Here is a 13,346-nt window from a genome sequence, read left to right as displayed (position 1 = left end):
GTCATCGGGCGCGCCGGTCAAAGATGTGTATCGCGGGGTTGGCCGTCCAGGGTCCAACTATTCCCGTTCCCCCTCGGCGGCCCGCTCCTCGCGCCATTTCAAGGCCGCGCGCAGGCCGTCGGACCGGGCGATCTCGAGAAAGTGATGCTTGGTCGCCATGCCCTCGCCCTCGATCAGCATGTCCACCTCCAGGGCGGATTCCAGGGCCGTGCCCATGCCCATCAGCTCGTAGGTCCGGTTCACCGCCCGCTTGGTCTCGCGGATCAGGGTGCGGTCCATGGCGGCCATGCGCCGGGCCAGGGTCAGCGCCACCTCCACGTCCTGGCCGACCGGCACGATGCGGTTGATCAGTCCCATCTCCTTGGCCTCGGCGGCGGGAATGTCGTCCAGGCCGAGCAGGATGATCTCCTTCGCCCGTTTCGGGCCGACGACCCAGGGCAGGATCATGGTGACGATGCCGGCGCCGAACTTCACCTCCGGCTCGCCGAAGATCGCGTCCTCGGCGGCCACGGTGATGTCGCAGGCCATGGTCAGCTCGCAGGCGCCCGCCAGCGCCGGACCGTGCACGGCGGCCACCGTCGGCTTGCTCATGTGCCAGAACCGCATGGTGCAGTCGAAGTCGCGGCGCAGCACCGGCCGCCATTCGGCCACGCCCTTCGGGGTGTTGCGCGCCTGGGCCTGCAGGTCGAAGCCGGAGGAGAAGGCCTTGCCGGCCCCGGTGACGACCACGGCGCCGACCTCATCGTCCGCCTCGGCCTTGTCGCAGGCCGTTTCCAGCGCCTTCAGCATGTCCTGATCCATCGCGTTGAGGCGCTCCGGCCGGTTCAGGGTGATCAGGGCGACCTTGCCCCGGCGCTCGTAGAGAACGGTGTCGGTCATGGCTGTGGCTTGTCCGTTTGCTTGGGTCGGGTGAGGATGAGGGTATGATCATGCTCCCGTTCTGTCTGCCCCGCCGATGACCGTGTTCGCCGATACCCTGTTCGCGGCCATGGCGGCCCATGGCGACGCGCCCGCGATCGAGCGGCAGGGGGCGACCCTGACCCATGGCGACCTGCTGCGCCGGTCGGAGGCGCGGGCGCTCGAGCTCAAAGGGGAGGGCGTCGGCGCCTTCCGGCCGTGCCCGGTCCTGGTGGACAACAGCCCGGTCGATCTGATCGAGCTGCTGGCGGTCTATCGGGCCGACGGCGTGGCGGTGCCGATCCACCGGGCGACGCCGCGGGCCCGGATCGAGGAGCTGGTCGCCCGGCTGGTTCCGGACCCGATGCTGCACGGCGCGTCGACCATCGTCTTCACCTCCGGCACGACCGGCGCGCCGAAGGCGGCGGTGCTGTCGGCGGAACGGCAGGCGGCGAAGCTCCAGATGATCCGGCGCGAGACCGGATGGCAGGACGGGCGGCGCACCCTGCTGGCACTGCAGCTGACCTTCAGCTTCGGTCAATGGGTGACGTGGCTGACCCTGCTGTCCGGCGGCACGCTGGTGTTTCCCGAGAAACTCTCCGTCGATGCGGTGGCGGCGGTGCTGGCGCGGCGCGACGTCGACCGGCTCCCGGCCGTGCCGACCCTGCTGCGCGGGCTGCTGGACCGGCCGGAGACGGCCGCACTGCCGGGCTGGGCGGGGGCGGTGATGGCCGGCGGCGAGGTGCTGCCGGCGGGGCTCGGCGCGAAGATCCGGGGCGCCTGGCCGGGGGTCGGGATCGGCGACATCTACGGGCTGACCGAGACCGGCACCTGCGATTTCTTCGTCGATCCGCCGGACTACGACGCCGCGTCGGGATCGCTCGGGCGGCCGGGCGGCGATATCGAGATGCGGATCGCCGAGGACGGCGAACTGCAGATCCGCTCGCCCTACGGCATGGTCGGCTACCTGCGCGATCCGCAGCGCACGGCCGAGGCGTTCGACGACGACGGCTATTTCCGCACCGGCGATCTGGCGCAGCTGCGCGACGACGGGCGGGTGACCCTGGTCGGCCGGGCCAAGGACCTGATCAACCGCGGCGGCATGAAGGTGGCGCCGCTGGAGGTGGAGGCGGTGCTGGCCGCCCATCCGGACGTGGCGGGCGCCCTGGTCGCCGGCGTGCCCGATCCGCAGTCGGGCGAGGCGGTGATCGCCGTCATCACCGCCGCACCGGGCCGCGAGCCGGTACCGGAGCGGGTGCTGGCCTGGGCGGGCGAGCGGCTGGAGCGCTACAAGCTGCCGTCACGCCTGAAGGTCGTCGAGGCCCTGCCGACCGGCGCGACCGGGAAGGGGGACCGGGGTGCCGTCGGCCGGTTGTTTATCGAGCCGGTCTGACCGCCGTCAGGGGGCCACTTCCGGCGGGCGGGGCGGCACCGGCGTGTTCTTCATGGCGTTGCGGCGGATGGTGTAGAGGGTCGAGCCGATGATGAAGACGGCGCCGATCACCGTGTAGATCGTCGGCACCTCGCTGAACATCATGAAGCCGAGCCCGGCCGAGGCCAGCAGGCGGATGTACTCCACCGGTGCGATCGCCGCCGCCTCGCCGTTGGAATAGGCCTTGATGTTGACGAACTGGGCGAGCGACATCACCCCGCCGATCACCGCTGTCAGGGCCAGATCCTCCCAGGTCGGCCAGACCCAGAAGTACCAGGCGGGCCCGGCCAGGATGACCGTCAGGCAGACCGACTGATAGGCGATGATGGTCGCCGGCCGCTCGGTGCGGGCCAGCATCCGCAGGCAGATCATGATCATCGCCACGAAGAAGGCCGAGAGCAGGGCGAGCAGCGCGTATTCGTTGAGCCCCGAGGGCGAGGGATGGGCGACGATGACCACACCGACGAAACCGACCGCCGTTGCGGTCCACCGCCGCCAGCCGACGATCTCGTGCAGGATGACGACGGCGAGCATCGTCGTGAACAGGGTCCGCGAGAAGCTGATCGCCGTCGCCTCGGCAAGCGGCAGATGGACCAGGGCGGTGAACCCGGTCGTCATGGCGATCGCCGACAGCCCGACCCGCAGTGTGTGCAGGCCCAGCCGCTCGGTCCGGAACACCGCCGGAAAGCCTTTGATGATCGCCGGCGAGACCACGACGATCACGAAGGCCTGGCGCAGGAACAGGATCTCCACCACCGGCAGACGCTGGCCGACGAATTTGATCAGCGCCCCCATGACGGCGAAGACCAGGCCCGCGGCGAACAGCCAGATCGATCCCCGCACATTGCCGGACAGTCCGTCCCACCAGGACCGAAAGCGGACAAGGGGGGTGGCTAGCGCCGGCGTACCGCTATCGGCACTTTGAGGACTGTCGGAAGGAGGGGGCATATCGCTAAGCTTTGGGAATCGGAAAAACAGTATCGACCAAACGGGAGGGGGAGCCAATGCGCAGTGTTGACGGAATGGTGGCGTGGATCACCGGAGCGGGGACCGGGATCGGCGAGGCGACGGCGCGGCGGCTGGCCGGCGACGGCATGACGGTGGTGCTGAGCGGTCGCCGCGAAGAGCCGCTGCAGACCCTGGCGGAGGCGATCCGCTCCGACGGGGGCAAGGCCCAGGTCATCGCGCTGGACATCACCGACCGCGCGGCGGTGCTGGAGGCGGGCAAGCGGATCGACGCCGACCACGGACGCCTGGACCTCCAGTTCAACAACGCCGGCACGAACGTCACCCAGCGCACCTGGCGCGAGGCCGCGGCCGATCCGTCGCTGCTGGACGGCTGGGACGACGTGATCGACGCCAACATCAAGGGCGTCTACAACGGCGTCGCTGCGGCCCTGCCGATCATGCTGCGGCAGAAGGACGGGGTGATCGCGACGACCTCGTCCTGGGCCGGGCGGTTCTATTCTGAAGTCGCCGGCGTCGCCTACGGGGCGTCGAAGCACGCGGTCATGTCGCTGAGCTTTCTCATTCAGCGCGAGCACGGCAACGACGGCATCCGGTCGACGGCGATCTGCCCGGGCGAGGTGCGCACGCCGATCCTCGACCGCCGGCCGAAGAAACTCACGCCGGACGAACTGAAGCAGGTGATCCAGCCGGAGGACGTGGCCGACGTGGTGGCGTTCCTGGCGGCGCTGAGCCCGGGCGCCTGCCTGAACGAGATCCTGATGAGCCCGACCTTCGACCGGCACAAGGTGTGAAACCGGCACAGTCGGTGCGAGGCACCGGCGCAGGCCGGGCTGGCCGACTTTCCTTACCCGAAACAGTCCCCGGCCTTGTGCCGGGGCAAGCGGGTGGGCCATGCGCTACATCGTGAAAGCCACGAGCGGCGTCCGGGCTCGCCCCGGACTGAATCCGGGGAGTGGGTAGAAATCCAAACATCTCCAGAACATTCCCCGGGTTCAGTCCGGGGCCCACGCCTCGGTGTTGCCCCCCGTCCGTTCGCTCAGCGAGCAGCTTTGGGGTAGGCCCCGGAACAAGCCCGGGGAGTGGGAACGGTGTGGGGCACTGGGAACAGTGTGAAGGATCTACGGAACACTCCCCGGATTAAGTCCGGGGCCCACGTCTCAGCGTTGCACTGCGTTCGTTGGCTTGGGCGCAACGCTTGGGGCGGCCCCGGAACAAGCCAGGGGAGAGATCGTCGCGTGGAGAGGAACCGATTCCCCAACTTCCGCCGCCCCCGAGGCCGGTGCTACCGTTCCGGCATCCGTCCAACCGGCCCGCTCAAGAGGTCACACTGTTCAGGGGAAATAGCGATGGTCAATCTCGGCCTGTTCATGATGCCGCTGCACCCGCCGGCGCGCGATCTGACCACCGTGATCGAGGAGAACCGGGAGCTTGTCCTGCTCGGCGACCGGCTCGGCTTCTCCGAGGCCTGGATGGGCGAGCACTACACCTCCACCGGCGAGCCGATCCCCTCGCCGCTGATCTTCAACGCCTCGCTGATCGCCGAGACCAAGCAGATCAAGTTCGGCACCGGCGTCGTGTCCCTGCCGCAGCAGCACCCGGTGGTGGTCGCCGGCCACGCGGCGCTGTTCGACCATCTCTCAAAGGGCCGGTTCCTGTTCGGCATCGGCTCCGGCGGGCTGTCCAGCGACTGGGAGGTGTTCGGCAATCTCGACGGCCGCAAGCGCGCCATGGCGATGATCGAGTCCATCGACCTGATCATGAAGATCTGGACCGAGGACCCGCCCTTCACCCATGAGGGCGACCACGTCCAGACGTCGCTGACCGACCGGATCCTGCCGGAGATGGGAATCGGCCGGTTCATCCGTCCGTACCAGCAGCCGCACCCGCCGATCGCCGTATCGGTGCGCGGCGCCAACTCGATGACCGCCAATTTCGCCGGCCAGCGCGGCTGGTGCCTGCTGTCGGGCAACTTCGTGCCGGCCGCCGATATCGCCACCCACTGGCCGTCCTATGCCGCCGGCGCCGAGCAGGCCGGACGCAAGCCCGATCCGTCGGTCTGGCGGGTCGGCCGCAGCGTGCTGATCACCGACAGCGACGCCGAGGCGCAGGAGATCCTGGACGATCCGGAAGGTACCTTCACCTGGTACTACACCTATCTGAACGCCCAGGGGAAACTCGCCGGCGGTGACTTCAACACCGATATCGACTGGACCGCCGCCAAGGCCGAGGCCATGGTCAAGGCCAAGGAGCTGGTGATCGCCGGCTCGGCCGACACGGTGCTCGACCGGCTGATCGCCTTCCGCGACGAGGTCGGCGATTTCGGCACCCTCATGCTGACCGGCCACGACATGGAAGGCGCGCTGCCCCTGTGGCGCCGGTCCTTCACCACCCTGGCCGAGACCGTCTGGCCGAAACTCTCCGCCTACATGGCCGACAAACGGATGTCGGCCGCCGCCGAATGACTGACGCCGAATGACTGACGCCGACTAACTCACCGAACAGGATCTCCCATGCCCGACAGCCGTGCCGCCGAAGAGCGCCTGACCAACTCGCCGATCGAGGCCGCCTATCGCGAGAAGACGCCGGGCTCCGCCGCCCTGGCGGCGGAAGCGCGGGAGCTGTTTCCCAGCGGAATCACCCATGACGCCCGGCACCTGAAGCCTTACGGCCTGTATGTCGACAAGGCGGCCGGCCCGATCAAATGGGATGTGGACGGCAACGACTATGTCGACTTCTTCGGCGGCCATGGCGCTTTGCTGCTCGGCCATGCCGATCCGCGGGTGACGGCGGCGACCCAGGAAGCGGTCGCCGAGGGCACACAGTTCGCCGCCGGCCAGCGCCGCGAGATCGCCTGGGCCAAGGCGGTCAAGCGGCTCTATCCGGCGGTGGAGCGGGTGCGCTTCACCTCGTCGGGCACCGAGGCGACGCTGATGGGGCTTCGGCTCGCCCGCGACTTCACCGGCAAGAACAAGATCATCCGCTTCCGCACCCATTTCCACGGCTGGCACGACCACATGACCCATGGGGTCGCCTCGCATTTCGACGGCAAGTCTACGCCGGGCGTGCTCGGCGGGGTGACCGACGCGGTGGTGCTGGTCGATCCGAACGAGCCTGAGCAGTTGAAGCGCGTCCTTGCCGAGGACAGCGACATCGCCGCCGCCATCATCGAGCCGATCGGCGGCAGCACCGGCTATACGCCGCTGGCGCCGGGCTTCCTCGCCATGCTGCGCGAGGAGACGGCGAAGCACGGCGTGCTGCTGATCATGGACGAGGTGGTGACCGGCTTCCGCCTGGCGCCGGGCGGCGCGACCGAGGCGTTCGGCGTCACCCCGGATCTGACCTCCTGGGCGAAGATCCTGGCGGGCGGCATGCCGGGCGGGGCCATCGGCGGCCGCCAGGACATCCTCGACGCGCTGGACTTCGACGCGGCAGCCGCGAAGGGGCGCGACAAGATCGGCCATCCCGGCACCTTCAACGCCAACCCGGTCTCCGCCGCCGCCGGCACCGCGGCGCTCACGATCATCGCCGAGGGCGATGCCTGCGCGCGGGCCAACGAGACCGGCCGCGCCCTGCGCGAGGCCCTGAACCGGGTGATCGCCGACAAGGGGGTGCCCTGGGCGGTCTATGGCGATTTCTCGATCTTCCATCTGTTCATGCAGGACGGCCATCCGGTGGCGGACCCGTTCGCCTTCGATCCGCTCTCCCTGCCGACGGTGGCGATGAAGGACCGGCCGAAGGAGCTGATCCGGCTGCTGCGGCTGGCGATGCTGGTCAACGGCGTCGATCTCAACCCGGCCTGCGGCGGGCTCGTCTCTTCGACCCACGGCACCGCGGAGGTCGACCGGGCCGCCGAGGCGCTGTCCGCCTCCATCGACATGCTGCGCCGCGCCGGCCAGATCTGATGGGGCCGGATCCGATGGCTCTTAGATGACGGCAGCCTCCGGGAGCAGCGGCGGAGGGGGAAGCCGAGCTTCGGGTCCGCTGTCCCTCATCGCCGATCCGACCTTCCGAAAGCTGTGGACCATCGGCGTGCTGATGGGCGCGATGCGCTGGCTGGAAATGCTGGCGGTCGGCGTGTGGGCGTATGCCGAGACCGGATCGGCGGTGATGACCGCCGTGATGACCATGCTGCGGATGGCGCCGATGGCGCTGTTCGGCTCGGTCACGGGGGTTATCGCCGACCGGGTCGACCGCAAGCTGCTGCTGATCGGATCGCTGTCGCTGATGGCGGTGACGGCGGCCCTGCTGGCGCTGTCTGCCTGGGCGGGGACGCTGACCCTGTGGCAGGTCGGGCTCGGCGCCTTCCTGTCGGGGCTCGGCTGGTCGACGGACTTCCCGGTCCGCCGCACGATCCTGGGCGAGTCGGTGGGTACATCCCGTCTCGGTGCCGCCATGGCCATGGACAGCGCCTCCAACAACGCCACCCGCATGGTCGGTCCGATCGCCGGCGGCGGGCTCTACGCCACCATCGGCATGCAGGGAATCTTCGTCGTCTCGGGCACGTTCTTCGCGATCTCGGTGCTGCTGGCGGTCCTGGTCGTCTACCGCCCGGCGGCGAAGGAACCGCGGCCCTTCGCCCTGTTCTCGGAGATCCGCGACGGCTTCGCCTATCTGCGCCGGTCGCGCGCGCTGATGGGGCATCTTGGCGTCACGGTGATCGTCAACCTGTTCGCCTTCCCCTACGCCGCGATGATCCCGGTCGTCGGCAAGGAGACCTTCGGCGCCGACGCGGTGTGGACCGGCCTGCTGCTGTCGGTGGAGGGTGCGGGCGCCTTTGCCGGGGCGATGGCCGTCGCCTTCCTGGCCGCACCCGAGCGGTTCCGTCGGATCTACCTTCTGGGATCCTGCCTGTTCATCTTCTGCGTCTTCCTGTTTTCCCTGCAGACCGACTATGGCCTCGCGCTGGCGGTTCTGGTCGTGGGCGGGCTCGGGATTTCCGGATTCGCCTCGATGCAGAGTGCCATCATGTTCTCCGAGGCCCCGCCGGAGATCCGCTCCCGGCTCATGGGCATCCTGTCCGTGTGCATCGGCGCCGGCCCGCTCGGCGTGCTGCATGTGGGCTGGCTGGCGGACTGGCTGGGCGGGTCGATGGCGCTGACGGTGATCTCCTTGGAGGGGCTGGTGGCGATGGCGCTGCTGGTGTTCCTGGTGCCCGAGTTGAGGCGTTGACTTCCGTCCCGGCCCCCGCTTCGATCGGACCATGACCAGCTTTCCTGCGGCAGATCCCGCCGCCGAACTCGCCCGCATCGAAGCCCTTTCCCGCGTGATCCGCACCCCCTGCGGTTCCGGCACGATGGTGTGGCGCGAATGGGGGCAGGGGGAGCCGCTGATCCTGCTGCATGGCGGCTTCGGGTCGTGGAACCACTGGGTGCGGAACGTGGAGTTTCTCGCGCGTCACTTCCGCGTCATCGCCGCCGACATGCCGGGTCAGGGCGACAGCGACGACCCCGATCATCCCTTCGACGCCGACAGCCTCGCCGCCATCGTGACCGAAGGCGTGCGCCAGGTGGTGCCCGGCGAGACGCCGTTGCGGATGATGTGTTTCTCCTTCGGCTCGATCATCGGCGGCCTGGTGGCGGCCGGCCTGGGCGAGCGGGTGCTGAGCTACACCGGCGTCGGAGCCGCCGGTCTGGGCGACCGCGGGCCGATGACCCAGCAGATGATCCGCATCACCCCGGACATGCCCGCCGACGAGCAGGTCCGCCTGCGCCGGCACAATCTGGGCATCCTGATGTTCGCCGACGAGGGCAATATCGACACCCTCGCGGACCACATCCAGGAGATCAACATGGCGCGCAACCGGATCCGCTCGCGCCCGATCTCGCTGAGCGACCGGCTGTCCCGGACCTTCCCGCTGATCAAGGGCCGGATCAACCTGATCTGGGGCAGCGAGGACGTGACCGCCGTCGGCTTCTTCGAGCCGCGCCACGCCGCCCTGAAGGCGATCCAGCCGGATGCCGGTATCGCCATGCGCGACGGCGTCGGCCACTGGGTGCAGTACGAGGACGCAGACTGGTTCAACCCGGTGGCGCTCGACTTGCTGCACGGGGGCTGAACGGTCTCGTCAAAATCAAGGGGCGGCCCGAAAGCCGCCCCTGCTTTGTGTCCTATACCCGTTCGACCGTCACCCGATCAGGCCGCCGTCCTCGCGCTTGATCGCGACCACGCAGGAGCGCGGCACGGAGCCCTCGTCGCCGGGGAAGCTGCTGTTGCCGTCCTCGCCCGGGTGCTGGACGCCGACGAAGACCGTGCGGCGGTCGGCGCTCCAGGTGACGCCGGTGATCTCGCATTCCTTCGGGCCGACCAGGAAGCGCCGGATCTCTCCGGTCTCCGGATCGCCGATCAGCATCTGGTTGTTGCCCATGCCGGCGAAATCGCCCTCGTTGTCGTAGCTTCCGTCGGTCTGAATCCAGAGCAGGCCGGTGCTGTCGAAGGCGAGGCCGTCGGGCGAGTTGAACATGTTGTCGGCGGTCACGTTCGCCGAGCCGGCATAGGCGTCCTTGTGGACGGTCGGGTTGCCGGCCAGCACGAACAGGTTCCAGGTGAAACCGGCGGCCGTGTGATTGCCGTTCTCGGGCATCCAGCGCACGATCTGGCCGTAGTTGTTCTTCTCGCGCGGGTTCGGCCCGTTGGTCGGGGTCGCGTCGCCGCCGGCATTCGGCTTCACGCCGCGGTTCTTGTTGTTGGTCAGGCAGCAGTAGACCTCGGCCTTCGTCGGATTGGCCGAGACCCATTCCGGCCGGTCCATCGTGGTCGCCCCGACCGCCGAGGCGGCCTGGCGGGTGTGGACGCAGATCTCCGCCTGGGAGGCCATGCCGGTGGTCTGCGGCGTCAGCGCCAGCCACTCGCCGGTGCCGTCTTCGTTGAATTTGGCGACGAAGAGGGAGCCGGATTCCAGCAGGCCGGAATTGTCGCCGCCGAGCGTGTAGGTGCCCCCGGAGACGAACTTGTAGAGGAACTCGCCGCGCTCATCGTCGCCCATATAGACGACCGCGTGGCCGGAACGGTCGATGACCAGCTCGGCGTTCTCGTGCTTGAAGCGGCCCAGCGCGGTGCGCTTCTTCGGCGTGGAGGCCGGATCGAACGGGTCGATCTCGACGATGTATCCGGCGCGGTTCGGCTCGTTCGGGTGCCTGGAGATGTCGAACCGCTCGTCCGCCATGGCCCAGGCGTAGCCCCAGTCCTTGTTGGACACCCCGTAGCGGGATAGCGCCTCGCTCGGCTTGTAGTCGGCGTCGGAGGAGGAGAAGTAGCCGTTGAAGTTCTCCTCGCAGGTCAGATAGGTGCCCCACGGCGTGCGGCCGTTGCCGCAGTTGTTCCAGGTTCCCAGCGAGGCGGTGCCGGTCGGGTCCGCCTCGGTCTTGAGCAGGTCGTGGCCACGGGCCGGACCGGTGATCTCCATCGGCGTGTCGGCGGTGATGCGGCGATTGAAGGGGCTGTCCTTCACGACGCTCCAGCCGCCGTCGGCCTCGGCGACCTCCATGACGGACACGCCGTGCGCCGCCTTGCCCTTGCGGACGTCGTCGGCGTCGACCGGCTTGCCGTCGGGACGGTTGCCGAAGGTGTGCACCAGGTTGGTGTATTCGTTGTTCACCGCCAGGATGCTGCGCGCACCGTCCGTGAACAGCGCCATGCCGTCATTGTTGTCGCCGAAGGCCCGCTCCTGGCTGGCCCCGGTGCCGCGGGTCTGCGGATCGAAATCGGCCGCGTCCGACCACAGCGGGTCGCCCCAGGTCGTGAGGACCTGCCAGCGGTAGCCGTTCGGGACGGTGATGGTGTCCAGGCTGTTCGCGGCGACGGCGTCGAACGCCAGCCGGGAGGCGGCCCGGGCCGGGGTGAGGGCGGAGGTGCCCATCAGGAAGGCGGCACCCCCCAGCATGGCGATGCCGCCGAGGAAGCCGCGGCGCGACATCGCACGGTCGACGACGGTGTCGAAATCGGTGACGGCCGGCCGCGGCGAGCGAAGCTCGTCCCAGTCGTCGAAGCTCAGTTTCTCGGTGGACGTGGCGCGAACGGTATCTTGCGTGCGATCCATGGGTATGTCTCCCTAAGGCCGGAAACGGCGCGGCCTGCCGCGGGACCGGAATGGTCGGGGCGGTGTCGAAGCGAGACGCGTCTGTCCGCGCGTCTTTATGCCGTTCTGGATACCGGTGGCCCGTGACGCTTTCGTTGCGGGGCTCTTACAAGAAAAGGAATTCGGCGGACGCGCTCCGTCGGCCCTGGGGAGACACAATGAAGCTGCTGCTTTTGCCCGGAGACGGGATCGGTCCGGAGATCTCGGACGTTGTCGCCAGCGTGCTCGACCGGCTGGAATCGGTCTTCCGTCTCGGCCTTGAGATCGAGACCGGGCGGGTCGGGCTGCAGGGGCTCAAGCAGGACGGCATCACCGTCAGCGACGACACCTTCGCCCGCTCGACCGCGGTGGACGGGGTCATCCTCGGACCGGTCGATACCGCCTCCTATCCGCCGCCGGCCGAGGGCGGGCTGAACCCGTCGGCCGAGTTCCGCAAGCGTCTCGACCTTTATGCCAATATCCGGCCGTCGCGCACCCGCGTCGGAGTGCCGTCCCTGGCCAAGTCGATGGACCTGGTGATCGCGCGGGAGAATACCGAAGGCTTCTATGCCGACCGCACCATGCATATCGGCTCCGGCGAGTTCATGCCGACCCCCGACCTGGCCCTGGCCGTGCGCAAGATCACCCGCCAGGGATCGGAGCGGATCGGCCGCACGGCGGCGGCGCTGGCGGCGGGCCGGCGCAAGAAGCTGACCATCGTGACCAAGTCGAACGTGCTGAAGCTGTCCGACGGCCTGTTCCGCAACGCGGTGATCGCGGCGGCGCATGACGAGAGCGGGCTGGAGGTGGAGGAGGTGCTGGTCGATGCCATGGCCTCGCTGCTGGTGCGCGAGCCCGAGCGGTTCGACGTGATCTGCACCACCAACATGTTCGGCGACATCCTGTCGAACCAGGCCTCCGAGCTCGCCGGCGGCCTCGGCGTGGCCGGCTCGCTGAATGCCGGTGACAAATACGCCATCGCCCAGGCCGCCCACGGCACGGCGCCGGACATCGCCGGTAAGGGGATCGCCAACCCGACCTCCCTGGTGCTGTCGACCGCCATGCTGATCGGCTGGATCGCCCGCAATTCCGGCGACGACACCGCCCTGCGCGCCGCCATGGCGCTGGAGGAGGCGGTCGATACCGCGCTCGCCACCCCGGCCGGGCGCACGGTCGATCTCGGCGGCACCGCCTCCACCACGGAAGCCGGCAAGGCGATTGCCGACGCGCTGGGAGCGGCGGGGTGAGCGAGCCGGTTCTTGTCGCCCGGGACGGTGGGGTCCTGCGCCTGTCCCTGAACCGGGCGGACCGCAGCAACGCCCTGGGCCCGGATATCGTGGAGGCCCTGCTGCCGGCCGTGGAGACCGCACCCGGCGATGGGGTCCGGCTGATCGTTCTGCAGGGCGAGGGAAGGCATTTCTGCGCCGGCTTCGACCTCAGCGATCTGGAGGCGCTCAGCGACGGCGATCTGCTGCTGCGGCTGGTGCGGATCGAGACCCTGCTGCAGGCGGTCTATCATGCGCCGGTGCCGACCCTGGCGCTGGTCCGCGGTGCGGCGATGGGGGCTGGGGCCGACCTGGTCGCCGCCTGCCGCCGGCGTATCGTGGTCGGCAGCGGGCGCTTCGCCTTTCCGGGGGCCGGTTTCGGCATCGCGCTGGGCACCCGTCGGCTGGCCGGCCGGGTCGGACAGGACAAGGCGCTGGAGATCGTCGCCGGCGGCCGCCGTCTCGACCAGGACGAGGCTCTGGCGCTCGGCCTGATCGACGCTGTGGTCGACGAAGACGCGGTGGCCGGCGAGATCGAACGGTCCACGGCGATGGCGACGCGGCTGGAGAGCGGTATTCTGGCGACGGTCTCGGGGCTGACACTGGAAGACGGTCGGGCGCGGGACATGGCGGCGCTGGTCGCCTCGGCCTCACGGCCTGGCCTGAAGGATCGGGTGATGCGCTACCAGGAGGAGGTGCGCCGCGCCCGCGACACACGGGGGAGGTAATC

11 protein-coding genes are annotated in these 13,346 nt (G+C 69.0%); 8 read left to right on the top strand and 3 right to left on the bottom strand.

Annotation, left to right across the window (positions count from 1 at the left end):
* Positions 1 to 57 precede the first annotated feature (57 nt).
* Positions 58 to 879 carry an enoyl-CoA hydratase/isomerase family protein gene (locus G578_RS0116625; protein WP_028795206.1) on the bottom strand — a complete coding sequence of 274 codons (822 nt, stop codon included), beginning with the start codon at positions 877 to 879 and terminating at the stop codon, positions 58 to 60.
* Between the two features lie 76 nt (positions 880 to 955).
* On the opposite strand from G578_RS0116625, the gene G578_RS28585 reads away from it, so the two are divergent.
* Positions 956 to 2,290 (top strand): class I adenylate-forming enzyme family protein, encoded by a 1,335-nt coding sequence (locus tag G578_RS28585; protein WP_051244943.1) that lies wholly within the window; start codon positions 956 to 958, stop codon positions 2,288 to 2,290.
* 6 nt (positions 2,291 to 2,296) lie between these two features.
* Here G578_RS28585 and G578_RS26740 read toward each other — a convergent pair whose 3' ends face one another.
* Positions 2,297 to 3,172, bottom strand: coding sequence for a DMT family transporter (locus tag G578_RS26740; RefSeq protein ID WP_051244942.1), 876 nt, complete (start codon positions 3,170 to 3,172; stop codon positions 2,297 to 2,299).
* 161 nt (positions 3,173 to 3,333) lie between these two features.
* Between G578_RS26740 and G578_RS0116610 the strand changes: the two genes are divergently transcribed.
* The 5 genes from G578_RS0116610 to G578_RS28580 all read left to right on the top strand — a co-directional run bounded on the left by G578_RS0116610 (position 3,334) and on the right by G578_RS28580 (position 9,353).
* Positions 3,334 to 4,089 carry an SDR family oxidoreductase gene (locus G578_RS0116610; protein ID WP_028795205.1) on the top strand — a complete coding sequence of 252 codons (756 nt, stop codon included), beginning with the start codon at positions 3,334 to 3,336 and terminating at the stop codon, positions 4,087 to 4,089.
* A 555-nt stretch (positions 4,090 to 4,644) separates the two neighbouring features.
* Positions 4,645 to 5,760 carry an LLM class flavin-dependent oxidoreductase gene (locus tag G578_RS0116605; protein ID WP_038015140.1) on the top strand — a complete coding sequence of 372 codons (1,116 nt, stop codon included), beginning with the start codon at positions 4,645 to 4,647 and terminating at the stop codon, positions 5,758 to 5,760.
* A gap of 48 nt (positions 5,761 to 5,808) precedes the next feature.
* Positions 5,809 to 7,200, top strand: a complete 1,392-nt coding sequence (locus tag G578_RS0116600; protein WP_028795203.1) for an aspartate aminotransferase family protein — start codon at positions 5,809 to 5,811, stop codon at positions 7,198 to 7,200.
* Positions 7,201 to 7,225: 25 nt separating this feature from the next.
* Positions 7,226 to 8,467: an MFS transporter gene (locus G578_RS0116595; protein WP_028795202.1), complete on the top strand. Its 1,242-nt coding sequence runs from the start codon at positions 7,226 to 7,228 to the stop codon at positions 8,465 to 8,467.
* 31 nt (positions 8,468 to 8,498) lie between these two features.
* Positions 8,499 to 9,353: an alpha/beta fold hydrolase gene (locus tag G578_RS28580; protein WP_051244941.1), complete on the top strand. Its 855-nt coding sequence runs from the start codon at positions 8,499 to 8,501 to the stop codon at positions 9,351 to 9,353.
* Between the two features lie 69 nt (positions 9,354 to 9,422).
* Here the strand turns inward: G578_RS28580 and G578_RS0116585 are convergent, their stop codons facing one another.
* The gene (locus G578_RS0116585) at positions 9,423 to 11,333 is read right to left on the bottom strand and encodes a PhoX family protein (RefSeq protein WP_051244940.1); all 1,911 of its coding nucleotides are present in this window, start codon (positions 11,331 to 11,333) and stop codon (positions 9,423 to 9,425) included.
* A 197-nt stretch (positions 11,334 to 11,530) separates the two neighbouring features.
* Here G578_RS0116585 and G578_RS0116580 point away from each other — a divergent pair, with 197 nt between their 5' ends.
* Both G578_RS0116580 and G578_RS0116575 read left to right on the top strand, forming a co-directional pair.
* Complete coding sequence (locus G578_RS0116580; RefSeq protein WP_028795200.1) at positions 11,531 to 12,598, top strand: isocitrate/isopropylmalate dehydrogenase family protein; 1,068 nt, start codon at positions 11,531 to 11,533, stop codon at positions 12,596 to 12,598.
* The gene (locus G578_RS0116575) at positions 12,595 to 13,344 is read left to right on the top strand and encodes an enoyl-CoA hydratase/isomerase family protein (RefSeq protein ID WP_028795199.1); all 750 of its coding nucleotides are present in this window, start codon (positions 12,595 to 12,597) and stop codon (positions 13,342 to 13,344) included. The genes G578_RS0116580 and G578_RS0116575 overlap by 4 nt, the downstream gene beginning before the upstream one ends.
* The last annotated feature ends 2 nt before the right edge of the window (positions 13,345 to 13,346 follow it).

The sequence above is a fragment of the Thalassobaculum salexigens DSM 19539 genome (genome assembly GCF_000423805.1).
GTDB lineage: Bacteria > Pseudomonadota > Alphaproteobacteria > Thalassobaculales > Thalassobaculaceae > Thalassobaculum > Thalassobaculum litoreum.
Note: the sequence above shows the minus strand (reverse complement) of the source record. Positions and strands in the feature narration are given on the sequence as shown.

What these genes read in the sequence shown, in the direction of transcription:
- G578_RS0116625 (WP_028795206.1), bottom strand. Translation starts at nt 879, where the DNA reads ATGACCGACACCGTTCTCTACGAGCGCCGGGGCAAGGTCGCCCTGATC.
- G578_RS28585 (WP_051244943.1), top strand. Translation starts at nt 956, where the DNA reads ATGACCGTGTTCGCCGATACCCTGTTCGCGGCCATGGCGGCCCATGGC.
- G578_RS0116610 (WP_028795205.1), top strand. Translation starts at nt 3,334, where the DNA reads ATGCGCAGTGTTGACGGAATGGTGGCGTGGATCACCGGAGCGGGGACC.
- G578_RS0116605 (WP_038015140.1), top strand. Translation starts at nt 4,645, where the DNA reads ATGGTCAATCTCGGCCTGTTCATGATGCCGCTGCACCCGCCGGCGCGC.
- G578_RS0116600 (WP_028795203.1), top strand. Translation starts at nt 5,809, where the DNA reads ATGCCCGACAGCCGTGCCGCCGAAGAGCGCCTGACCAACTCGCCGATC.
- G578_RS0116595 (WP_028795202.1), top strand. Translation starts at nt 7,226, where the DNA reads ATGACGGCAGCCTCCGGGAGCAGCGGCGGAGGGGGAAGCCGAGCTTCG.
- G578_RS28580 (WP_051244941.1), top strand. Translation starts at nt 8,499, where the DNA reads ATGACCAGCTTTCCTGCGGCAGATCCCGCCGCCGAACTCGCCCGCATC.
- G578_RS0116585 (WP_051244940.1), bottom strand. Translation starts at nt 11,333, where the DNA reads ATGGATCGCACGCAAGATACCGTTCGCGCCACGTCCACCGAGAAACTG.
- G578_RS0116580 (WP_028795200.1), top strand. Translation starts at nt 11,531, where the DNA reads ATGAAGCTGCTGCTTTTGCCCGGAGACGGGATCGGTCCGGAGATCTCG.